The 21,718-nt window shown below is 64.8% G+C and carries 18 protein-coding genes; 4 read left to right on the plus strand and 14 right to left on the minus strand.

The genetic code is table 11. The features are described from left to right. Window positions 1-38: 38 nt before the first annotated feature. Window positions 39-1,682: an ABC transporter substrate-binding protein gene (locus DEQ92_RS12470; protein WP_049904919.1), complete on the minus strand. Its 1,644-nt coding sequence runs from the start codon at window positions 1,680-1,682 to the stop codon at window positions 39-41. Between the two features lie 161 nt (window positions 1,683-1,843). Here DEQ92_RS12470 and DEQ92_RS12475 point away from each other — a divergent pair, with 161 nt between their 5' ends. Beyond that, entirely contained in the window at window positions 1,844-2,548 is a 705-nt protein-coding gene (locus tag DEQ92_RS12475) for a creatininase family protein (RefSeq protein WP_049904908.1), read from the plus strand. 78 nt (window positions 2,549-2,626) lie between these two features. Here DEQ92_RS12475 and DEQ92_RS12480 read toward each other — a convergent pair whose 3' ends face one another. Then, the gene (locus tag DEQ92_RS12480) at window positions 2,627-4,039 is read right to left on the minus strand and encodes an amidohydrolase (protein WP_004972013.1); all 1,413 of its coding nucleotides are present in this window, start codon (window positions 4,037-4,039) and stop codon (window positions 2,627-2,629) included. 362 nt (window positions 4,040-4,401) lie between these two features. Between DEQ92_RS12480 and DEQ92_RS12485 the strand changes: the two genes are divergently transcribed. Next, the gene (locus DEQ92_RS12485; RefSeq protein ID WP_115820894.1) at window positions 4,402-5,166 is read left to right on the plus strand and encodes an IclR family transcriptional regulator; all 765 of its coding nucleotides are present in this window, start codon (window positions 4,402-4,404) and stop codon (window positions 5,164-5,166) included. A gap of 133 nt (window positions 5,167-5,299) precedes the next feature. Here the strand turns inward: DEQ92_RS12485 and DEQ92_RS12490 are convergent, their stop codons facing one another. The 9 genes from DEQ92_RS12490 to rhcC form a co-directional block, all read right to left on the minus strand. Further along, window positions 5,300-7,249 (minus strand): archaea-specific SMC-related protein, encoded by a 1,950-nt coding sequence (locus DEQ92_RS12490; RefSeq protein ID WP_049904909.1) that lies wholly within the window; start codon window positions 7,247-7,249, stop codon window positions 5,300-5,302. Between the two features lie 79 nt (window positions 7,250-7,328). Then, window positions 7,329-7,952 carry a rod-determining factor RdfA gene (gene rdfA / locus DEQ92_RS12495; protein ID WP_004972018.1) on the minus strand — a complete coding sequence of 208 codons (624 nt, stop codon included), beginning with the start codon at window positions 7,950-7,952 and terminating at the stop codon, window positions 7,329-7,331. 845 nt (window positions 7,953-8,797) lie between these two features. Beyond that, window positions 8,798-9,595, minus strand: a complete 798-nt coding sequence (rhcB, locus tag DEQ92_RS12500) for an L-rhamnose 1-dehydrogenase (RefSeq protein WP_004972021.1) — start codon at window positions 9,593-9,595, stop codon at window positions 8,798-8,800. Between the two features lie 51 nt (window positions 9,596-9,646). Beyond that, a complete protein-coding gene (rhcF, locus tag DEQ92_RS12505) occupies window positions 9,647-10,498 on the minus strand; it encodes a 2,4-diketo-3-deoxy-L-rhamnonate hydrolase (protein WP_004972023.1) in 852 nt (283 codons plus the stop codon). Between the two features lie 84 nt (window positions 10,499-10,582). Beyond that, window positions 10,583-11,341, minus strand: a complete 759-nt coding sequence (locus tag DEQ92_RS12510) for an IclR family transcriptional regulator (RefSeq protein WP_004972025.1) — start codon at window positions 11,339-11,341, stop codon at window positions 10,583-10,585. 218 nt (window positions 11,342-11,559) lie between these two features. Continuing rightward, on the minus strand, window positions 11,560-12,588 hold the full coding sequence (locus DEQ92_RS12515; protein WP_004972027.1) for a TIGR03560 family F420-dependent LLM class oxidoreductase: 1,029 nt from the start codon (window positions 12,586-12,588) through the stop codon (window positions 11,560-11,562). Between the two features lie 2 nt (window positions 12,589-12,590). After that, a complete protein-coding gene (gene rhcD, locus DEQ92_RS12520) occupies window positions 12,591-13,796 on the minus strand; it encodes an L-rhamnonate dehydratase (protein WP_004972028.1) in 1,206 nt (401 codons plus the stop codon). 185 nt (window positions 13,797-13,981) lie between these two features. Continuing rightward, on the minus strand, window positions 13,982-15,016 hold the full coding sequence (gene rhcE / locus DEQ92_RS12525; RefSeq protein ID WP_004972030.1) for a 2-keto-3-deoxy-L-rhamnonate dehydrogenase: 1,035 nt from the start codon (window positions 15,014-15,016) through the stop codon (window positions 13,982-13,984). Window positions 15,017-15,199: 183 nt separating this feature from the next. Then, window positions 15,200-16,069 (minus strand): L-rhamnono-1,4-lactonase, encoded by an 870-nt coding sequence (gene rhcC / locus DEQ92_RS12530; protein WP_050460082.1) that lies wholly within the window; start codon window positions 16,067-16,069, stop codon window positions 15,200-15,202. A 79-nt stretch (window positions 16,070-16,148) separates the two neighbouring features. Here rhcC and DEQ92_RS12535 point away from each other — a divergent pair, with 79 nt between their 5' ends. After that, window positions 16,149-16,451 (plus strand): L-rhamnose mutarotase, encoded by a 303-nt coding sequence (locus tag DEQ92_RS12535; protein WP_004972034.1) that lies wholly within the window; start codon window positions 16,149-16,151, stop codon window positions 16,449-16,451. Between the two features lie 541 nt (window positions 16,452-16,992). Here the strand turns inward: DEQ92_RS12535 and DEQ92_RS12540 are convergent. Continuing rightward, on the minus strand, window positions 16,993-18,090 hold the full coding sequence (locus DEQ92_RS12540; protein WP_115820895.1) for a Gfo/Idh/MocA family protein: 1,098 nt from the start codon (window positions 18,088-18,090) through the stop codon (window positions 16,993-16,995). Window positions 18,091-18,192: 102 nt separating this feature from the next. Then, entirely contained in the window at window positions 18,193-19,260 is a 1,068-nt protein-coding gene (locus DEQ92_RS12545) for a glycoside hydrolase family 105 protein (protein WP_050460081.1), read from the minus strand. A gap of 188 nt (window positions 19,261-19,448) precedes the next feature. Here DEQ92_RS12545 and DEQ92_RS12550 point away from each other — a divergent pair, with 188 nt between their 5' ends. Next, a complete protein-coding gene (locus DEQ92_RS12550) occupies window positions 19,449-20,222 on the plus strand; it encodes an IclR family transcriptional regulator (protein WP_004972043.1) in 774 nt (257 codons plus the stop codon). 19 nt (window positions 20,223-20,241) lie between these two features. Here DEQ92_RS12550 and DEQ92_RS12555 read toward each other — a convergent pair whose 3' ends face one another. Next, entirely contained in the window at window positions 20,242-21,693 is a 1,452-nt protein-coding gene (locus DEQ92_RS12555) for an aldehyde dehydrogenase family protein (protein WP_004972046.1), read from the minus strand. Window positions 21,694-21,718: the final 25 nt, after the last annotated feature.

Here is a 21,718-nt window from a genome sequence, read left to right on the forward strand (position 1 = left end):
GCATATAACGTTTGGTAACTGTTACCGACAAGGTAACGTCATCTGTCGACAGAGACGTTGTTGTAGCCGGTGAGGAGCCGCGGGTTCTGCGGCGAGACCGGGTGGACCTGGAAGTCGCTGACGGTGGACTTCACGCCGTAGGAGTTCTTGTAGTTGAACGCGGGGAGGTGGACTTTGTCCTCCAAGAGCGTCGAGATGGCGGACTGGTAGAGCTGTTGGCGCTCGTCGCGGTCGGTCGATTCGCGCGCGCCCTTAATCTGGTCCATGACCTCGTCGTTCTTGTAGTAGACGCCCTGGTTCACGCCCTCGGACTCCTCGTGGAACAGGTTGAACATGAAGTCGTCCGGGTCGGGGTAGCGGACCCACCCGAGGACGTAGATGTTGTAGTCCGAGGCGTTGCCGGTGTACGCGCGGCTGAGCATCGCGCCCCAGTCGAGCCGTTCGACGTGGGCCTCGTAGCCGGCCTCCTTGATGCCGTTGGCGATGGAGAGGCCGATGTTCTCGCGGTTGTCGTCCGGCGGGACGATAATCTTCGCGTCCCAGTCGGCGGGGACGCCCGCCTCCTCGAACAGCGCCGTCGCCTGCTCGACGTCCTTGTCGTTCGGAATCTCCATCCACTCTTCGAGCGGCATGTCCCACTCTTCGACCATCGGCCCCGGAAGCGGGCCGTACTGACGGAGGCCGGCCGGGTCGATGTAGCGGTCGACCGCGTCGTCCATCGAGAAGCTGTAGTCGATGGCCTCGCGGACGCGCTTGTCGGCGGTCGGGCCCTCGTTGCAGTTGAACGCGACGTAGAAGTACCCGACGCTCTCGATTTCGGAGATGCTCGTGTCTTCGGTGCTCTCGACGGTGTCCCAGAGCCGGGGCGGAATCGTCTCGATGACGTCCACGTCGCCCGTCCGGAGGTTGGTGACGCGCGTCGTCGACTCCGTGATGGGCGTGAACTCGACGCCCGCGACGTTGGGCAGTTCGTCGCCCCAGTAGTCGTCCCAGCGTTCGAGCGTGACGTAGTTGCTCTCTTCCCACTCGACGAACTTGAACGGCCCCGAACCGATGGGCTGTTGGGTGCTGAACGCCTCTTTGTCCTCCTCGCGGACGGCCTCTGGCACGACCTGGTGGGTGAGGACGTGCTGGAACATCGCGTAGGGGTTCGAGAGGTCGAACTGGACCGTCGTCTCGTCGATGGCCTCGACCGAATCGATGACGCTGAAGATGCCCAAGAGGGGCGTCTCCTCTTCTATCGGCGCGCGGAACGAGTAGGCCACGTCCTCGGCGGTGACCGGGTCGCCGTTGTGGAACATCGCGTTGTCGACGATTTCGACGATATAACGGGTGTTGTCCCGTTCGATGGTCGGCATGCTCGTCGCGAGGTTCGGGACCACGTCCGTCCCCTCGCCGTAGGTGTACAGCTGGCTGAACACCCGGTTCGCGACGAGCGCGTCGGGGTTCGAAAGCTGCGTTATCGGGTCGAATCGGACGGGGTTCAGCGACTGTCCGATGTTTATCGTCGCGTCGGAGCTCCCGGTGGTCGTCTCCGTCCCGCCGCTCGTGGTCGTTCCGCCGCCGCCGTCGCCCTCGGTCGTCGTTTCGGAACCGGAGTCGGACGTACAGCCGGCGAGTAAGACGGGTATCGACGCACCCGTCGCTTTCAGTATGTTTCTACGTGAGACACTCTCTCTCATCATTGACGCCGAATCATTTCGGCATCACCAACATAAGCATTTGCATACTGTACATCCGTTTCCTCTTATTACCTCAGGCTGCCGCTTCGTGAAGTATTATATACGACAACTGTGCGTATCTCCGTATGGACTCAACGGAGTCACAGTCACTCCTAGCGGAGATGACGTGGCAGGAAGCCGAAACCGCGTTCGACGAGGCGGACTTCGTCGTGCTCCCCTGCGGAGCAACCGAACAGCACTCGACGCACCTCCCGACCTCGGTCGACTCCATCCGGGCGGAGAACCTGACCGCGGAACTCGCCGCGGCGGCCCCGGAACACGACCTGAACCTCCTCGTTCTGCCGGTCCTCCCGTACGGCTACTCGGAGCACCACATCAACTACGCGGGGACCGTCTCGCTCGGAGCCGACACGTACCAGGAGATAATCATCGACGTGGGCCGGTCGGTCCAGCGCCACGGCGCGACCCGGTTTCTCGTCGCCAACTTCCACGGTGGCAACATCGAACCGCACAAGCTCGCGCTCGACCGGCTCCAGCGCGACCACGGACTCGACTCGTACTACGCCCACTGGACCGACTTCGCCCGCGACCAGTTAGAAGAGCGGTTCGGCACCGAGTGGGGTCACGCCGGCGAGTACGAGACGAGCGTCATCGAGCACTACCGCCCCGAACTCGTCCACGGCGACCGCAAGACGCCGCAGACGAAGAAGAACCGCTACGAAGTCCGCCAGTACGCCCACTTCGACGACCTGACCGTCGAAGGCGGCCTCGGCGACCCGACGCAGTCCGACCCCGAGTTCCTCGAAGAGGTCATCGAGGCGACGACCGAGCGCATCCTGACGCACCTCCGGTCGGAACTGGAGTAACGCGACGCTCGACGACCGAGAGACGAACTGTAGCGAGCGAAACCCCGAACGAAACGAGATTTTACCGACGTCCACCGCCTACAGCGTGAGGTGGAACGGCGGTTCCGTCCCCTCCGGCAGCGCCGACTCGTACTCGCCGGGCACCGACGCCTCGAACTCCTCGCGGGCCGCCGCCACCAGCGCCTCGTCCGAGAGGAGGTCGAGCGTCGTCGCCGCGAGGACCTTCGCGGCGTACACGGCCGCCTTCGACCCGAAGCTCCCGTTTGCGGCGACCGCCTGCCACGTGTGCGACGGCGTCCCAACCGGCCACGACGCCGCCCAGAACTGCGCGGTCGGCGTAATCCAGCTCACGTCGCCGACGTCCGTGGAGCCGTTGAGCACTGTCCCCACGTCGTAGGAGGGTTGGGCGTCGGGATACAGCACCGACGAGCGCGCCGCCTCGCGTCGCTCTTCGGAGAGTTGCGCCGTCCGCGCCTCGATGGTCTCGGCCGAGAGCGTCTCCTGAAGCTCCGCCGCGAACTCGCGGTCCTCGTCGGTGTACGGGATGGGACCGGCGAGTCGCATGTTCTCCAACAGTTGGTCGGACAGCGCGTGATTCGCCACGTAGTCGTAACAGCCGGTGTGGAACCGCCGCGACACCGTCGTCTGAGTCATGAGCGCCGCGCCCTCGGCCACGTCGTCGAGCCAGTCGGTGATGCGGTCGACCTCGTCGCGAGTCGGCGCGCGGACGTAGAACCACGCCGTCGCCTCCGCGGGGACGACGTTCGGCGCGCCGCCGCCGTCGGGGATGGTGTAGTGGATGCGGGCGTCGTCGGAGACGTGCTCGCGCATGAACTCCGACCCGGTGTTCAGCAGTTCGACCGCGTCGAGCGCGCTCCGGCCGGACTGGGGGCTGTCGGCGGCGTGGGCCGACTCGCCGTAGAACGTGTACTCGACGGAGTTCATCGCGAGCGTCTGGGCCATGAACGGCGCGCTGAGGTGGCTCGGATGCCACGTGAGCGCGGCGTCGAGGTCGTCGAACGCCCCGTCGCGAGCCATGAACACCTTGCCGACGAGTATCTCCTCGGCGGGACAGCCGAAGAACGTGACCGTCCCCTCGGCCCGCCCGTCGTCGATGGCGCGCTTCGCGGCGAGCGCGGCCCCGACACCGGCGACTCCGAAGAGGTTGTGCCCGCAGCCGTGGCCCGGCGCGCCGGCCTCGACCGGCTCTCTGCTCGACGACACCGTCTGCGACAGTCCGGGAAGAGCGTCGTACTCGCCGAGGATGCCGACGTGCGGTTCGCCCTCGCCGTAGGTCGCGCTGAACGCCGTCGGCATCCCGCCGAGACCCTCGGTGACGTCGAACCCGGCGTCGCGGAGAACCGACGAGAGCAACTCGGCTGACTCGGTCTCGTGAAGCCCGAGCTCGGGCGTCTCCCAGAGCGACTCGGTGAGCGAGACGAGTTCCGCCTCCAGCGACTCGACCGTCTCGAACGTCTCGTTGTGATTCATTGCGTCTCGTGTGCTTCGACTGGAGAAACCATAATAACACTTCCGGAGCGGTGGACGTTCAGGCGCCATATTCGGGTTAGAGATTGTGATTCATGAGGAGCGAATGTGAGCGGTGGGAGACGCCGAAACCGAGAAAGCGGCGTAGCACCGGATACCCGGGGCGTTCGAGCCGCTATCTCCCGGTTTCGATTGTCTCGCTCGCCGAATCAGGGACGGGGTGGTATCCTCCGAATCGGGCACGTATCGTGCGTATCGTTCACAAACGACTCGTTTCGGCGTCGGTACGCCCTAGATTCATCATCTAGCAATCATCATTCGGGAGAGCCGAAAATACTATGTGTCGTGGTGACGACCCGCAGGTAATGACCACAAACGCGAACGACCGCTCGCTCAAAACGACGGTCACAACCCTCAGAATCGTCGAATTGCTCCGGGAACGCGACGGTGCCGGCGTGACCGAAATCGCCCGCGAACTCGACATCGCTCCGAGTACCGCGCACACCCACGTGACGACCCTCGAAGCGCAGGAATACGTGGTCAAAGAGGGCGATACCTACCATCTCGGGCTTCGCTTCCTCGGCCTCGGGAACTTCGTCCGGACGCGGAAACGCCGTTTCGGGAAAGCCGAACACTACACCAACGTGCTCGCCGAGGAGTCCGAGCGGCGCTCCATCTTCACCGTCGAAGAGCACGGCCGAGGAGTGTACGTCCACACCTCGCCCGGAAAACACGGCGTCTGGACGCAGTCGACCGTGGGAAAGCGCGTCTACCTCCACTCGACGGCGAGCGGGAAGGCCATCCTCGCCCACATGCCGACAGAGCGGGTCCGCGAAATCATCGACCGGGTCGGTCTCCCGCAGGAGACGGAGCGGACGATTCACGACGAGGAGGCGCTGTTCGACGAACTCGCCGAAATCAGAGAGCGCGGCTACGCGCTGAACGTCGAAGAACAGATCAGCGGCGTCCGCGCGGTCGGGGCTCCCGTCATGGGACCGGACGGCGACGTGTTCGGCGCGCTGAGCGTCGCCGGCCCGTCCAATCGGATGAAAGGCGAGCAGTTCGACCGACTCACCGAGGTCCTCCTCGGCATCGCCGAGGAACTCGAACTGAGCATCGCGCTCTCTTGAGCGCGGTTCGCGGCCGCCGGATTCACTCGGCTCGTGACACACCTAATAGTGTAACTCGAAACGGGGCGCTCAGCCCGGAGTGCGTCTCGACGCGGGTGCGAAAAAACGAGAGATGAACCCGTCGGCGGCGGCGTTACGCCGGCGAGTAGCGCGGGTAGTCGCTGTCGACGGCCTGCGCGTCCTCTTCGAGAAGGGCGACGGCGAGGTAGTCGGCGTAGTCCGCGAAGTAGTCGACGAGCCGCGAGATGCGGTTCGAGTCGATGGCCTCCAGCGAGTCGAGGACCATGAACGGAACCGTCTCGTAGACGTCGTGGATGAGGTAGCCCGCGAGCGCGAACACGAGGCCGGTCACCTCGCGCTCGGACTCCGAAAGGTGGGCGACGGAGTCTTCGTAGCTCACGCCGTCTTCGTTCGTCCGGATGACGTGGAGGTCGAACACCGACTTCGTGACCTTCTTTCGGCCCTCCCGAACCCGCTTTTCGGTGCGCTCGATCCAGATGCGGTCGAGGTTGTCGTATTCGAGCACGTCGAGCACGTCGTCCATGTGGGTGTTGAACTCCTCGACGGCCTCGGATTCGAGGCGCTTGATGCGCGTCCGAAGCTCCGCGAGTTCGTCTTCGATGTCCTCGCGGGCCGCTTCGAGTTCGTCGCGCTCGTCGAGTTTGCGCTCGATGTCGGCGATTTCGTCTTCGACGTCCTCGAGGTCGCTGCGGAGGCGGCCGAGGTCGTATTCGAGCTGGTTCGCCTCGCGGTGGAGGTCGAGCAGGTCGCCGTGTTCCTCGCTTTCGAGTTCGTCGACGGTCTGTTCGAGCGAGTCGATTTCGTCTTCGAGGTCCGAGCGGTCGGATTTGAGCTCCTCGATGCGCTCTTGGCGCGTCTCGCGCTCGCTTTCGATTTCGGACAGGCGGCGCTCGATGCGGTCGCGCTCGCGCTGGCGGCGCTCGTAGGTGGACTTCTCGTCTTCGAGTTCGGAGAGCTGTTCCCGGTGTGCGCGGTTGTCCTCGAGCTTGTCCTCGCGGAGCGTCCGGAGGCGTTCGAGCGTGCCCTCGATTTCGGACTTATCGACCTCGGAACCGCACGTCCAGCAGACGACCTGGTCGTCGCCGAGCAGTTGGTCGGTGACGCTGCCGCCGGAGTCGTCGGCGTCCCGGAGCGCGTCCACGACGTCAGAGGAGGTGCCAGAGAGCATCTCCTCGTTGAACTGAATCACGGACTGGAGCTCGTTGACGGTCGACTGAATCTGCTGGCGTCGCGTCCGGAGCCGGCTGATTTCGGACTCGATTTCGTCGATTCTGCCGCCCGCGACTTCGGGGAGGTCCTCGGCGTCGTCCTCGAGTTCGTCCTCCTCGGATTCGAGGGCGTCGAGGCTCTGTTTCTCCGTCTCGATGCGGCGGTCCACGTCGTTGATGTCGCGGCGCTTGCTCCGGAGGTCGCCGAGCTTGGATTCGAGCTCGCTTTCGACTTCCTGCCGCTCGCTCACGCTGGCGTCGTACTCTTCGACTTCCTGTTCTTTCTCGGCGAGTTCGTCTTCCTTCTCCTCGATTTGGTCTTCGAGTTTCGTCCGCCGGCGTTCGAGCTGCGGCAGGCGGTCCGAGAGGTTGCTGAGCGTCGAGAGCTCGTCGGCGATGTCGCGTTTCTCCTGCTGGAGCGACTCGATCTGCTCGTTGATGGACTCGACGTCCACCGGACGCATGATGAGGTCGCGGAGGTCGTCACCGCGTGCGACCGCCTGTCGGGCGTCGTTCGTCTCGAGCAGGAACGCGAAGAGGTCCGCGAGGTCCGGGTCGTCGAGGACGGGGTTTCCGCCGGAGATGACCGTGTCGCCCTGTCGCTCGAACGTCCGGGTGTACGTCTCGTCGCCGATGGTGAGCTCGACCGAACCCTCGTCGGCGTCGCCCTTGAGCGCCACGTCGTCGCTCCCGTGGGCGGCCATGATGGACCGCAAAAGCGACGTTCGGTTCGTGGCGTTCCGTCCCGCCAAAACCGTCACGCCCGGCTCGAACGACGTTGACAGGTTGTCGATGCCACCAATGTTCTCGACCGAAAGGTGGACTTTGGATTTCGACACTTGTTCTGAACTCATACCATGACCCAATAGGTACACCAATATAAAATCATCCGTTGAATCGAACAGAATGTGACAGAACTAATTATGTAAGCCGCTAGTTCGACACGTCCTCGTCGCAGTCGCAACCGCCCCGCCGGAGCAGTTCGATGACCTCGTACTGCGTCCCGCAGTCGCGGCAGTACACCTGCGTGTCCACGAGGACGTCGAAGTCGCCGAGCCGGAGTTTGCTCGTGTTGCGGAGCGAACTCAGACTCTGTTCGATGACCGCGACCAGTCGACCGCGGAGTCGCTGGATGGACTCGACGACGTTGTCGATTCTGTTCCCGGAGGAGGACTCTTTCGAGACGCCGCGAATCTCCGTCAGATAGGTGTAGACCGCCTGGTGAGAGACGAAATCGGAGAGCAGTTGGTCGACGTCGACGCCGCGAGATTGGAGTGTGTTCTTCGCCTGAACGCGCATCCCCTCGGTGGTCTCGTCTCCGGTGAGGAGCGTGTAGAGGTTCTCTACTTCGCCTTCGAGAACGTCCTCGCCCGCCTCGCGGAGCGCGGCGTCGAGCACCTTCTCGTTCATCAGGTCCGCGAGGTCACGGAGGCTGTCGCTGTCCTCGGGAGCCGTCCAGCGGTCGGCGAGTTGCTCGCCGAATCCGTCCAAATCGTACGTCTCGATGACCCGTTCTACCTTGCTTAGGCGACGGTTCGTGCTTTGGTCGGTACCCATTACCCGTGATTCACACGGTAACGTAAAATATCTTCAGGTTTGGAGGGCGGTTCGTCACACCCGGCGAGGCGCGTTCGTCAGAATTGAGCCGACGATGTCCGGTAATATCGGATGAGATCGAATCGGATTGGGCGACTCACGCGAGACCGAGCAGTAGCGCGAAACGTGAGTCGAGAACGCAGATGCTACGTAGCGGACGGGAAACAGCCGAAAAATGGAGCATCAATGGGACGTTGTGCTCGATGAGGTAGTCACCCCACGCGTTCATGAGTACCAGTTGGGCAGGCGTACTCGGTGGGGGCTACCACGCGTACAGTATGACTGACGTACTGATGGCTATCGTGCTGGTCGCACGGGATGCTGATCACACATGGGTCAGATTGCTCCGACCATGTGCTACTATGAATCACACCTATATAATAATTATGTACTTGGCAACCGTTGTGAGTCGGGTGCGAATCCCCGCCCGAATCCGCCGGTTCGACGCCGATACCCGAAGGCGACCGGGAGACACCGCGGCGTCGGCGACGTTCCGCGGGCGGGTCGATACTGCTCGGCACCGATATCTCCGAGCACTCCGGCTCCGCGCCGTCGCGTCAGTTCGCGTCGAGCCTCCGGACCGACTGACTCCCGGGGTACTACGCAAAAATATGTCCGACGATGCCGGATGAGAATCGTCCGCAGTGAGCGTCGATGCGAAACCGACGTATTGAAAGCTAAAGCACCGATCTCGGCCGTATCAGTGTCGGACAGCAGTCGACGAGGGGGACGTACCGACGCGAGGAAAACGGGACGCGGGCGATGGTGGTGGCGGTAAAACGTCTGGAAGCCCGTCGAAATGCGGGCTATTGCTTGAGGTAGCCGCCGTCGACGGCGATTGACTCGCCGGTTATCCAGTCACCCTCCTCGGAGAGCAGGAGGACCGCGACGTGACCGACTTCCTCGGGTTGGCCGATTCGGTCGAGGATGTGCGCGTCGAGCGTCTCCGCGAGGATTTCGTCCGGCGACTTGCCCGACTGTTCGGCGTGTTCGTCGAGCCACGCCTCGACCATCGGCGTCTCGACGGTTCCGGGCTTGAGCGCGTTGACGGTGATGCCGTGGTCGCTCAGCTCCTTCGCCAGCACGGTCGTGAAGGCGAGGACGGCCGCCTTGGACGCGCCGTACGCCCCCTGTCCGGCGAACGGCCGCTCCGCGCCGACCGACGAGATGTTGACGATGCTCCCCTCGATTTCGCGGTCGACCATCCGAGCGGCGACGGCCTTGGAGACGAGGAACGTCCCCTTGGCGTTCACCTCGAAGTGGAGGTCCCAGTCGTCTTCGGTCGTTTCGAGAAGCGGGATGGCCTGCTGAACGCCCGCGTTGTTCACGAGGCCGTGGATGTCGCCGAGCGACTCCACCGCGGCGTCGACGGCGGTTTCGACGCCCTCGGCGTCGGTCACGTCGACCTCGTACACCTCGGCCTCGCCGCCCTCCTCGCGGACGAGTTCGGCCGTCTCCGCGGCCACCTCGGGCTTCGTGTCGAAAATCGATACGTCGGCTCCCGCGCGGGCGCAGCGGACCGCGATGCCGCGGCCGATGCCGCGCGCGCCGCCGGTGACGACGATATGCCTGTCTCTCAATCGGGTGTCTGTGTGCGTGCTCATAGTCGGTAGTACCGGGATATCGTATAAATAATTGCGCTGTACGGCGGCCGGTTACTCGTCGCGCTCGGCGACGACCGGGTTGGTGAGCGTGCCGATGCCCTCGATTTCCACGTCGACGCTGTCGCCCGGCGCGAGCAGTTCCGGCGGGTCGCGGAAGATGCCGACGCCGCCGGGCGTGCCGGTGGAGATGACGTCGCCGGGTCGGAGCGTGGTGATGTTGCTGATATACTCGACGACCTCGTCGACGCCGAAGATGAACTCGGAGGTGTTGGACTCCTGTTTCGTCTCGCCGTTGACGCGGCAGGCGACGTCGAGGTTGTGCGGGTCGAGGTCTGCCTCGGGGACGAACGTCGGCCCCATCGGGGCGAACGTGTCGTAGCTCTTGCCGCGGAAGAACTGGCCGTCGTCGAACTGGGCGTCGCGGCCGCTCACGTCGTTGATGGCGGTGTAGCCCGCGACGTAGTCGAAGGCGTCCTCGGCGTCCACGTTCTTGGCTGTCTGGCCGATGACGACGCCGAGTTCGACCTCGTAGTCGACCTCGTCGATGGCCGCCGGGTGGACGATGGGGTCGCCGGGGTTCGTGACGGACGTGCCGGCCTTACCGAACAGGAGCGGACGTTCGGGCACCTCTTCGTCCTGTTCTTCGGCGTGGTCGTGATAGTTGAGCCCGACGCAGACGATTTTGCCGGGGCGCGGGACGGGCGCGAGGAGCTTCACGTCCTCGACGGGGACCGACTGGTCCTCGGCGGCGTCCGCGGCGTCCTCGACGACGGTGAGGAAGCCGGGGCTGTTCAGGTTCTGGACGGTGACGTCTTCGCGGAGGCCGGAAAGCGGGACGACCTCGCCGTCGCGATGGGCACCCCACTCTGGGGCGCCGCCTGCGGTGTATCGAACGAGTTGCATCGTTACACGATGCCACACCGTGATACGTAACTGTTGCGCTCTACGCAGCATTGCGACGGCGGGGATAGGTCCGCGGCCCGCCGACTACGAGTACGTCAGGTTCACCTCGATGACGTTCGCGCTCTTGAGAATCTGGTTCGGCAGTTCCTCGGTGAACCGCTCCTCGCGCATCCGGCTTTTCGGCCCCGAGACGCTCACGGCGGCGATGGCGTAGTCGTCCTCGTTGAGTATCGGCGCGGCCACACAGCGCATGCCCTTGACGCGCTCTTCGTCGTCGTACGAGTAGCCGCGCTCGCGGACCTGCTCCAGCACGTCGAACAGCTCCTCGCGGTCCGTGATGGAGCGGTCCGTCACCGCCTCTAACCCGTGGCGGTCGAGGATTCGCTCGACTTCCTCTCGCGGCCGGTTCGCCATGATAGACTTTCCGAGGGCCGTCGTCTGCAGAGGAACACGCATCCCCGAATGGGTGTCCAGCCGGACGGCGTCGGGCCCCCGAGACCGGTACAGGAAGACGCCGACGCCGTGTTCCTCTATCATCAGGTTCGCGTGCTCGCCGGTCACCTGCGCGAGCTCGTTTATCTCGGGACGGGCGATTTTGAACACCTTCTGGCGGGACCGCGCGTGAGCGCCCAACTGGAGGAACCGCGTGCTGACGTAGTACGTGTCGCCCTCCTTGACGAGGTACTCCTGTTGCTCCAGCGTCCGCAGGTGGTCGTGAATCGTGCTGGTCGGCTTATCGAGCCGCTTGGCTACCTCCGAGACGCCCGCCCCGTCGAGTTCCCGCAGGAGGTCGACGAGTTCGAGCGAGATTTTGACCGCGTTGACCGGAACGTCCTTCGCCATAGTTGGTTATGAATCCTCATCCCTCAAATGTCTTTCCGCTATGGCCGGAAATGATGGAGGTGTCACGAGCGACGAGCCGGGTTTGAGAGTACCTAAATAATTCAAATAATCCAGATAGTTTGGGGTATTCAAGTAGACGTATGACGCGAGGGTGGCAAAAAAGAAAACGAGTGCCCGGGGGAGACGCGAGCGCGACGCGCTCGACCCGCGGGGGCGTCTCAGCTGAACTGCGGGATGACTTCGTCCGCGAACAGTTCCATCCCGTCGGTGTCGGGGAAGTCGATGAACCAGCCTTGGAACTTCGTCACGCCCGCGTCGATGCGGCGCTCGATGGCCTCCGCGCACTCCTCGGGCGTCCCCATGATGAAGTACTCCCGGGCGTCTTCCTCGGTCACGATGGGCGCTTGGTCCTGATACTCCTCTTCGAACTGGATGGGCGTCATCAGGTCGAGCAGGCGGTCGAACTTCTCCTCGTCGCGCGTGCAGATGACGTGGCCGTCCCACGAGTACTCGATTTCGTCGGGGTCGCGGCCGACGGTCTCGCAGTGGTCTTCGATGACGCCGATTTTGTGTTCGAGCGTCTCCACGTCGCCGTTGAACACGTCGGTGTTCCACACGTCGGCGTGCTTGGCGACGAGTTTGAGCGTGACCTCCTCGCCCTGCCCGCCGACGAGGATGGGCGGGTGGGGGTCCTGTACGGGCCCGGGGACGCAGTAAGCGTCCTCTATCTGGTAGTGCTTCCCGTCGAAGCTCGCACCGTCGGTCCCGGCGGCCCACATGCGCTTCATGAGGCGGATGGACTCGTCGAGGCGCATCAGGCGCTCGAAGCCGTCGCGGTACTCCCAGCCGTAGGCGTCGTACTCCGGCTCGTGCCAGCCCGCGCCGAGGCCGAGTTCCAGCCGCCCGTCGGAAATCACGTCGAGCGTGGCCGCCATCTTGGCGACGAGCGCCGGGTTGCGGTAGTCGTTACAGAGGACGAGCGAGCCGAGGTTGATGTCCTCGGTGAAACCGGCGATGGCCGACAGCAGCGTCCAGCACTCGTACTCGGCGTGGTCGCGGCCCAACAGCAGGTGGTCGGGTGCCCACACCGCGTCGAAGCCGAGTTCCTCCGCCTTCTGGACGCCCATCTTGGTCGTCTCCCAGTCGAGCGCCTCGTACTCCGGGGTGTCGCGGTGCGTCGGCTCGGTCCCCTCGTCGGGCGCGCCGGCGAAGACGGGGACGTTGTACTCGAAGCTGATGTCAGACATCGTTACTCGATGGCGAAGTGTTCGAGCGCCTCGCGGTTCAGTTGGGTGCTGACACCGGGTTCGTCAGGGAGCGGAATCGACCCGTTTTCGGGCGACGGCGGGTTCTGGAAGATGGCGTCGGCGTAGGTCGACTCGCGTTTCTCCTGGCGCTCCTCGAACCACTCGGGGGTCGGGAAGTACTCCGCCATCGGCATGTTCGTGTGCCCGGCGATGGCGTGAAGCGTCGGGTTCGTGCCGGCGTGCGGGATGACGGGCACGTCGTGGACTTCGGCCATGTCGGCGACTTTCTGCAGCTCCGTGATACCGCCGACGCGACCCACGTCGGGCTGGAGGATGTCGACCGCGCCCTCCTCGAGGAGGTCCTCGTGGCCCCAGCGGGTGAACTCGTGTTCGCCGCCCGAAATCGGCATCGGCGCGGCCTCGCGGACCTCGGCGTAGCCGGAGATGTCGTCGGCGATGACCGGCTCCTCGACCCACGCCATGTCGTACTTGCCGAGGCGCTGGGTCATCTCCTTGGCGTACTTGACCGACCAGCCCATGTAGGCGTCGCCCGCGATTTCGATTTCGTCGCCGACGGCGTCGCGGACCGTCGCGACGATTTCCTCGTTCTTCTTCATGCCCGCGCGGCCGTCCTCGGGGCCGTGGAGGAAGCGGAGCTTCATCGCGTCGAAGCCCTCCTCGACGTACTGGATGGCCTCGCGCTCGAGTTTCTCCATGTCGACGGGGTGGAGGTTCGACGCGTAGGCGGGAATCTCGTCTTTAGTGGGGCCGCCGAGCAGTTCGTACACCGGCTTGCCGGCGTCCTTCCCGGCGATGTCCCACAGCGCCTGGTCGACCGCGCTGATGGCCATGACGGCGACGCCCTTCCGACCGAACGGGAGCGTGGCGCGGTACATCTGTTCCCAGAGCAGTTCGCGCTGCATCGGGTCCTCGCCGACGACGATTTTCGAGAGCGTCTCCTCGACGACGGTGGCGATGGCACCGGTTCCCCAGTTGCCGACGCCGACGCCGGTGATGCCCGCGTCCGTCTCGACCTCGACGACCACGTCGCCCACGGGGCCCATCCACTTGCGGCGGGCCTGCGGGTTCTCGCCGTCGACGTTGCGGTACTCGTCGTACTTCGACATGATGGTGACGAGCGGGAATTCGATGAACTCGCCCCACGACTCGTTACTGATTTTCGTCGCTGAGATGTCTGTAATCTCCATGATTTGTTTGGTACGACCTCACATCCAATCGGCACGGGTAAAATAGTTTCTGTCGTTGGGCGACCTGTGGCCCGGAGAGGTCGCTGGTTCGTCGGTCGGTCGGCCCGCCGTCAGTCGGTCAGAGACTCGAATCAGTCGGTGACGCGGCGGCGCCGCCTCGGTGGGGTGCCTGTTGTCGTGTCGCTTCAGCCGTCGAACTGGAAGACCGGCTTGCAGGTCTCCGAGTCGAGGAACGCCTCGAACGCCTCGGCCGGGTCGTCGACGCTGTAGGAGGTGTCGAGAATCTTGTCGACCGCGATTTCGCCGCGCTCCATCAGGCGAAGCGCCTGCTCGAAGTTGGTCCACGTCGAGCCGTAGGAGGTGTTGATGTCGACTTCGCCGCGGACGGTCGACGTGAGGCTGAGCTCGCTCGGGGAGTTCGGGATGCCGACGACGACGATTTGGCCGCCCTTGCGGACCACGTCATTCCCGGAGACGACGCCGCTGTGGTGGCCCGTCGCGTCGAAGACCACGTCGAAACCGATGCCGTCGGTCTGGCTCTCGACCCGCTCGTCGAGGCCGTCTTCCTCCTGGAGGTTCACCGTGTCGATGCCGAGGTCTTCGAGCAGCGGGAGGCGATACGCCGCGTCCTGTCCGAGCCCGGAGACGACGACGTTCGCGCCGAGGGAGTCGGCGACGGCGGCGACGAGCATGCCGATGGGGCCCGGCCCCTCGACGAGGACGTTGTCGCCGGGGGTCGTCACCGACTGGTCGAGGACCGCGCGCGTGGCGATGCTCGTCGGCTCGGTGATGGCGGCGTGCCGGAGGGGAACGCCCTCGGGCACCGCGTGGACGTGCTCGGGCGCGACGGTGACGTACTCCGTGTACGCGCCGTCGCGGTGCATGCCCGTGATGGAGAAGTTCTGGCAGACGTTGGGCTGGCCGTTCTGACACTGGAAGCAGTGACCGCAGTCGTGAATCGGCTCCTCGACGACCTTGTCGCCGACCTCGAACGTCTCGACGTTCCCGCCGACCTCGGCGACCGTCCCGGAGTACTCGTGGCCCATGATACGCGGGATGGGAATCCACTCGTAGCCGCCGTCGTACTTGTAGGCGTGGGCGTCGCTGCCGCAGAGGCCCGCCGTGTGGACCTTGATGAGCAGTTCGTCTGCACTGGGGGTGGGGACCTCTCGCTCCTGTGTCTCTACCGAGCGCGGCCCGGTCTGAATAATGGCTTTCATAGTTGCGAATAACCGTGTGGGTTCGTCTCGTTTACACCATGTGAACACACCGATTAATATGTTTGGGTGCGGGCGGAGAATTTCGGTGATAGCGCGGCTGAAGCCGCGGCTACACGGGGCGAGCTGTCGGCTATATCCGGCGACACGCCCCGCGTCCGCCAGCACGAACCATAAGACGGCGGCTCACCCGAGGTCGACGTGCCGCCGGAACGACTTCCCGGTCAGCCACGACCGGTCGGCCTCCGACAGCGAGTCGACCTGCTTGAGCCAGTTGCACGCCTCGGCGTAGCTGGCGACGTCGCTGACGTTGGGGTAGTCCGAGCCCCAGACGACCCGCTCGCGCCCGAAGGTGTCGAGGAGCCACCGGACGTGGTCGTGCATGTCGACGTAGGGGAACGCCGAGTCCGACATGTGGACGATTTCCGAGACCTTCACCGCGACCGAGTCGTGTTCCGCGAGGTCGGCGAACCGGCTGAACGTGCCCTCGTCGGTGGGCGTCTCGGGGCCGGCGTGAGCGAAGTGGTCGAACAGGTAGGTGAGTTCGGGATACGCCTCGACGAGGTCGAGCGCCTGGTCGAGTTGGCCGTGGTCGCAGAGAATCTGGACGGCGGCGTCGTGTTCGACCGCGGCCTCCCAGAAGGCGGTCTCCTCGATGCTCTCTCGGAGCCACGTCACGCTCGGGTCGAACGTCTCCCACATCCGGTCGTACGGGCAGGCAGCGCCGAGTCGGAAGCCGAGGACGCCGTCGGTCTCCATGCAGCGGTCGAGGCGCTCGACGGCGTCGTCGGCGAAGGGGTCGAGCATCACGATGCCGTGGAGTCGGTCGTACTCGGCGGCGACCCGTCGGGTGTACCAGTTGTCCGTCCAGTCGCAGATAGGGTAGCCCACGACGACCGCCTCGTCCACGCCGTTTCGGTCCATGTCGGCGAGCAGGCGCTCGGCGGTGTAGACGGTGTGCACGTCGAAGCTGTCCACGAGGTCCAAGATGGGGCCGTTGGTCCACGGATGCTCCGGGCTCGCGGCTCCCCACGCGTGGGTGTGGGTATCTATCATTACAGTCGATGACGGGCGACCCCGTACTAAATCTTACCCGCCGAAGAGCTAAGACGGGTGCCGTCGAATCGGGGGTCGTATGGCGCGAATCGCGTTCCACCTTGAGATAAAGGACGGCAAGCGAGAGGAGTACCGAACGAAACACGAGAACGTCCCCGAGGCGCTCGAATCCGCCTACCTGGACTCCGACGCCGGGCTACAGACCTACAGCGTCTTCGAGAAGGACGGCCACGTCTTCGGCTTCATGGAGGTCGACGACCCGGAGGCCATCCAAGAGGTGATGGACAACAGCGAGGCGCAAGCCGACTGGGCGGAGCTCATGAGCGGCATCACCGTCGAGACCGACGACAGTTGGATGGACGAAGTCTATCGGATGATCTGACGCTCGAAGGAGACAGTTGTCCGGCCATGGCGGAGCGTCCGCCATCAGCGATGAATTTCTCACCGGGAACAGTACTGGACGAATTACCCCAAAGTCGCATTTACCGCGGAGCAGCGGCGCACAAATAGCCGTTTCCCGAGATAACCGTTCGCTCCGGTCCTTCCGGATACGTATCCGCCACTGGCGGAAAATCGGCGCGGCTCGAATCGACCGTGGAGCGTCATCCGCTAACCGAGTGGTACGACGGCTCGATGTACGCGATTGCCGTCCAAACGGGTTGTACGCCCCTAATCATTACTACCATAGAATTGTAATTTGGAATTGTTTCTACGCGGAGTGACGCGGATATATCCCGGAGCGCAGATTCGACCGGCCGGACGAGAAGATCAACGCGGGAGAGAGCAATGGAAAACGCGATACAGCACTATGTGGGCCTCTATCCGCAATATACGCCCGATTCAGTTCGAGAACCGGCGTCAAGAGACCATCCGGCCATACCGGAAGTCTTTCCGGCGTGAGCGACTGACCGACCGACCGCGCCTCACCACGACGTGATTGGGACCTCCCGGATCGGCCCTGGAAGCGGGATATCGACCGTCGAATCGGTGTAGTGCGAGAGGTAGAACCCGACGATGATTTCGAGCGAGCGGGTCGCCGCGACGCCGGGCGAGTAGTTCTCCGCCGTCCCGTCGAGGAGGTCCTGCACGTGGGCCGCCGCGTTGGCGAACGACCCCTTGTAGTCCGATTCCCACGTCCACGCGCCCTCGATGCCGGGGAGCGGTCGCTCGACGTGTTCGCCGTCTTCGAGCGACCAGTAGCGCCACTCGCCGTCGTCGTTGTTCATGTAGAGCTTGCCCTCGGTGCCGATGAAGCTCAGCGTCATCGACGAGATATCGCGCGGAATCGTGCAGTCTACCGTGACGAACGTGCCGTCGTCCATGACGACGTGTCCGCCGCCGCCGGCGTCGACGACCGACTCCGTGGCGTCCAGCGCGTCGAGCGCCTCGTTCTCGCCGGTGATGTGGCCGCTCACCCGCGACGCCCGCGCGTCGAGGAGGTAGACGAGCGTGTCGAGGACGTGCGTGGAGTTCCGCATGAGTTCCATCCGGTACTGCGCGCTCACGGACTTCACGTCGCCGAGGATGCCCTCCTCGCGGACGAGGTCGCGGAGTCGGCGAAGCTTGTCCGTGAACCGGAAGGAGTGGTTGATGACGAGTTCCGTGTCGGCCTCCTCGCAGACGGCGACCATCTCCTCGGCGTCGCTGACGGACGACGCGATGGGCTTCTCGCACCAGATGACCGAGGGGTCGGCCGCGGAGCGCGCGGCGTCGACGACGTGGTCGCGGTGGAGGAACGACGGCGTGCAGACCGACACGGCGTCGAGGTCCTCGGCCTCGAGCATCGCCTCGTGGCCGACGTACCGGCGGTCCGCGGGGATGTCCCACGCCTCGCCGAAGGTGTCCAGTTTCGCCTCGTCCACGTCGGCGACGGCGACGAGTTCGATGTCGTCGGTCGCGGCGTACCCGCCCGCGTGGCTCGCGTCGATTTTCTCTCTGCCGATGGCCTCCTCGTCGTGCATGCCGAGGATGCCCATCCCTGCGATGCCGCCCGTGCCGATGATGCCTGCGTGGTAGGTCATGGTGTCTTCTGTCGCTCGCGTTCGTTCGTCAATGTTCGCCGGAGCGCATAACTGTGGTGCCGGCTCCGAAAGCGCCGAGAAGGATACCGGGGGTCGAGAGGTTCAGTCGAGCGCGGCCGCGGCCATGAGGAACCAGCCCTGCCCGTAAGGCGTGTCCGTCAGGGGTGCTTCGGGACCGCCCGGCGGCCCTGCGACGCGGTTGACCGCGCCCGCTTCGCCGACGACGCGGGAGACGGCCGCAAGCCCGTCTTCGGCGGGTTGGCGGTAGGTCTCCTCGTCGAGGATGCCGAGGTCGATGCCGCGGGCGAAGGCGTAGGCGAACATGAGCGTCCCCGACGACTCAAGCGGCGTGTGGGGGTCGTCGACGAGGTTGTGCCAGAAGCCGCTGCCGTCCTGCAGCGGGAGGAGCGCCTCGCAGTGCGACCGGAACAGGTCGAGGAGGTCGTCGCGCTTCGGGTGGTCCTCGGGGAGCCGTTCGAGCACGTCAGCCGACGCGGCGGCGGCCCAGCCGTTGCCGCGCGCCCAGAACGCGCCCTGCGGGTAGTGGTTCGGCTGTTCGACCCAGATGTGTCGGAACAGGCCCGTGTGACTGTCGCGGAGGTGCGCCGCGTGAATCAGAATCTGCTCGACCGCCTCGTCGAAGGCGTCGTCGTCGCCCGCGGCCGCGCCGTAGCGCGCGAGGAACGGGCACATCATGTAGACGGAGTCGATCCACAGCGACTTGATGCCCGCGAGTTCGGGGTCGTGGTGGGGGATGCCGCCGTCTTCGGTCCGCTCGAAGGAGAGCAGCGATTCGTAGGCGCGCTCGGCCGCGTCGAGGTAGCGGTCCTCGCCCGTGCGGTCGTAGAAGTCGAGGACGCCGTGACCGATGGCGGTGCTGTTGTTCGTGTTCATGCACTTCTTGACGGTCAGCTCCCAGCTCGCCTCGTACTCGCGGCCGTGGCTGAAGACCTCGATCGGGTAGCTCGGGCCGTAGCTCAACTGCCCGGCGTCGTTCTGGGTCGCCACCGCGGTGTCGACGAAGTGCTTCGCGCGCTCGACCGACTCGTCTCCGCCCTCGGCGAGCAGGCCGTTGATGGCGACGCCGGTGATCCACGATTGACCGTCGATGTCCAACGACCGGAGATACGACGCGGCGCGCTGGACTGGTGTAAGCTCGTCTGCTGGCATGGGTACAGTACCCACACGAATACGTGCGAGGATGAAAAATGTATCCCATGGCGTCGCGCCACCACCGGACGGCGGCCGTGCGCGCCGGTCGGTCAGCCGGTCCGAAACCGAGAAGCGCTCGTTCGTCGCAACGGAAACGTTCCCCAGGCGGGAACAGATATATACGGCTCGGGTTCGACTGTCACACCATGAGCCCCCAACCGAACAAACGCCCCGGCCGAACGATCCGCTCGGTCCAGATAGCGTTCAATATCATCGACCTCCTGCAGGAGGAGGCGGGCATCGGGGTGACGCGAATCGCCGACGAACTCGGCCACTCGAAGAGCACGGTCCACAGCCACCTCCGAACGCTCGAAGAGCGGCGCATCATCGTGCGCGAGGGCGACGGTTACCGCCTCGGCCTGCGCTTCCTCGACGTCGCCTCGCACGTCCGCGACCAGATAGGCAACTTCGACATCGTCCAGAAGGAGGTCGACTCGCTGGCCGAGGAGACGGGTGAAATCGTCCAGTTCGGCGTCGAGGAGTACGGAATGGTCTCGTACCTCCACAAGGCGCAGGGCGAACACGCCGTCGAGACGCTGTCACGGGTGGGAACCCAACAGCCGATGTACTCCACGTCGCTCGGCAAGACGATTCTCGCGTACCTTCCCCCCGAGCGCATCGAGGAGATCGCGGCGGCGATGGAGTACGAGCCCAAGACGGCGAACACCATCACCGGGCCCGAGGAGCTGTTCGAGGAACTCGAAACCATCCGCGAGCAGGGGTACGGCATCGACGACGAGGAGAACATCAACGGCCTGCGTTGTGTCTCCGCGCCGGTCAAGAACGACGAGACAATCCTCGGCGCGATTAGCATCACCGGCCCGTCGAGCCGGTTCACCGAGGACCGCCTGCACGGCGAACTCGCAGACTACGTCCGGAGCGCCGCGAACGTCATCGAACTGAACACGAAGTTCTCCTGAGCGCGCGGGGGCCCGCGGCTCAGTAGTTCTCGTAGATGGTCTTCACCGACGAGAAGAAGTCGAGGCCGGCGTCGCCCTGCTCGCGGTACGTGTTGGTCGAGGAGTCCTTGTAGCCGCCGAAGGGGACGTGGAGTTCGAGACCGGTCGTCTTCTCGTTGATTTTCGCGACGCCCGCTTCGACCTCGTTGACGAAGCGCTTGCCCTCGCTGAGGTCCTGCGTGACGATGCTGGCCGACAGGCCGTAGTCAACGTCGTTGGCGAGGTCGAGCGCGTTCTCGAACGAGTCGGCCTCGACGACCGCCAGCACGGGGCCGAAAATCTCCTCTTGGGCGATGCGGGCGTCGTTTCCGACGCCGGAGAACACGGTCGGCTCGACGAAGTAGCCGTCGTCGTAGTCGTCGCCGGAGAGCCGGCTTCCGCCGGCTTCGAGCGTCGCGCCCTCCGAGGAGCCGATGTCGATGTATTCGAGCGTCGAGGACAGTTCGTTCTCGGAGACGTGCGGGCCCATGTCGGGGTCGTCGAGCCCGTCGCCGACGACGAGCGACTCGGCGTAGTCGGCGATGGCCGCGACGAACTCGTCGTACACGTCCTCGTGGACGATGGCGCGCGAGGTGGCCGTACACGACTGGCCGGTCGTGCCGAACGCGCCGACGCCGACGGTCTCGGCGGCCGCCTCGATGTCCGCGCTGGGCATCACGACGGTCGGGTTCTTGCCGCCCATCTCACACTGGACACGCTTGAGGTCGACCGCGGCCGTCTCGGCGACCATCGTCCCCACGGCGGTGCTGCCGGTGAAGGAGACGCCGTCGATGCGTTCGCTCTCGATGAGCGGACCGCCGACCTCGCTGCCGGAGCCGGTGATGGTGTTCGCCACGCCGGCCGGGAGTCCCGCGTCGTCGAGGCATTCGAGGACGATGGAGACGACGGCCGGAGCTTCGGACGCCGGCTTGAGGACGACGGTGTTACCGGCGGCGAGCGCCGGGGCGAGCTTCCAGACCGGGATGGCGATGGGGTAGTTCCACGGCGTGATGAGCGCGACCGTCCCGAGGGGTTCGTGCTTCGTGTAGAGGTCCTTTCCGGGGGCGCTCGCGGACTTGACGGTGCCGCCGAAGTCCCGCGCCTTCGCGCCGTAGTAGTGGAAGATGTCGATGGCGCGCTGTACCTCGCCGCCCGCCTCGGAGCGCGTCTTGCCCTCCTCGCGGACGAGCACCTCGGTCGCCTCTTCCTTGCGCGCTTCGAGGTTGTTGCCGGCCTCGCGGAGAATCGCGCCGCGGGACGGGCCGGGCGTCGACGCCCACTCGTCCTGTGCGGCGACGGCCGCGTCGAGCGCCGCCTCGACGTCCGCTTCGGAGGACGCCGGGTGGACGCTGACGACTTCGCCGGCCGCCGCGGGGTTCGTGACTTCGAACGTCTCTCCCGACTGGGAGTCTGTCCATTCGCCGTCGATGAAGTTACCGTAAGTTCTCGACATTCGACCTAGCCATGCACACCCATCA

Origin of the sequence: Haloferax sp. Atlit-6N (genome assembly GCF_003383195.1) — an archaeon.
Taxonomy (GTDB): domain Archaea; phylum Halobacteriota; class Halobacteria; order Halobacteriales; family Haloferacaceae; genus Haloferax; species Haloferax gibbonsii.

Excerpts from the sequence above, each read along its gene's own strand:
- DEQ92_RS12470 (WP_049904919.1), bottom strand. The coding sequence starts at position 1,682 with ATGAGAGAGAGTGTCTCACGTAGAAACATACTGAAAGCGACGGGTGCG.
- DEQ92_RS12475 (WP_049904908.1), top strand. The coding sequence starts at position 1,844 with ATGACGTGGCAGGAAGCCGAAACCGCGTTCGACGAGGCGGACTTCGTC.
- DEQ92_RS12480 (WP_004972013.1), bottom strand. The coding sequence starts at position 4,039 with ATGAATCACAACGAGACGTTCGAGACGGTCGAGTCGCTGGAGGCGGAA.
- DEQ92_RS12485 (WP_115820894.1), top strand. The coding sequence starts at position 4,402 with ATGACCACAAACGCGAACGACCGCTCGCTCAAAACGACGGTCACAACC.
- DEQ92_RS12490 (WP_049904909.1), bottom strand. The coding sequence starts at position 7,249 with ATGAGTTCAGAACAAGTGTCGAAATCCAAAGTCCACCTTTCGGTCGAG.
- rdfA (WP_004972018.1), bottom strand. The coding sequence starts at position 7,952 with ATGGGTACCGACCAAAGCACGAACCGTCGCCTAAGCAAGGTAGAACGG.
- rhcB (WP_004972021.1), bottom strand. The coding sequence starts at position 9,595 with ATGAGCACGCACACAGACACCCGATTGAGAGACAGGCATATCGTCGTC.
- rhcF (WP_004972023.1), bottom strand. The coding sequence starts at position 10,498 with ATGCAACTCGTTCGATACACCGCAGGCGGCGCCCCAGAGTGGGGTGCC.
- DEQ92_RS12510 (WP_004972025.1), bottom strand. The coding sequence starts at position 11,341 with ATGGCGAAGGACGTTCCGGTCAACGCGGTCAAAATCTCGCTCGAACTC.
- DEQ92_RS12515 (WP_004972027.1), bottom strand. The coding sequence starts at position 12,588 with ATGTCTGACATCAGCTTCGAGTACAACGTCCCCGTCTTCGCCGGCGCG.
- rhcD (WP_004972028.1), bottom strand. The coding sequence starts at position 13,796 with ATGGAGATTACAGACATCTCAGCGACGAAAATCAGTAACGAGTCGTGG.
- rhcE (WP_004972030.1), bottom strand. The coding sequence starts at position 15,016 with ATGAAAGCCATTATTCAGACCGGGCCGCGCTCGGTAGAGACACAGGAG.
- rhcC (WP_050460082.1), bottom strand. The coding sequence starts at position 16,069 with ATGATAGATACCCACACCCACGCGTGGGGAGCCGCGAGCCCGGAGCAT.
- DEQ92_RS12535 (WP_004972034.1), top strand. The coding sequence starts at position 16,149 with ATGGCGCGAATCGCGTTCCACCTTGAGATAAAGGACGGCAAGCGAGAG.
- DEQ92_RS12540 (WP_115820895.1), bottom strand. The coding sequence starts at position 18,090 with ATGACCTACCACGCAGGCATCATCGGCACGGGCGGCATCGCAGGGATG.
- DEQ92_RS12545 (WP_050460081.1), bottom strand. The coding sequence starts at position 19,260 with ATGCCAGCAGACGAGCTTACACCAGTCCAGCGCGCCGCGTCGTATCTC.
- DEQ92_RS12550 (WP_004972043.1), top strand. The coding sequence starts at position 19,449 with ATGAGCCCCCAACCGAACAAACGCCCCGGCCGAACGATCCGCTCGGTC.
- DEQ92_RS12555 (WP_004972046.1), bottom strand. The coding sequence starts at position 21,693 with ATGTCGAGAACTTACGGTAACTTCATCGACGGCGAATGGACAGACTCC.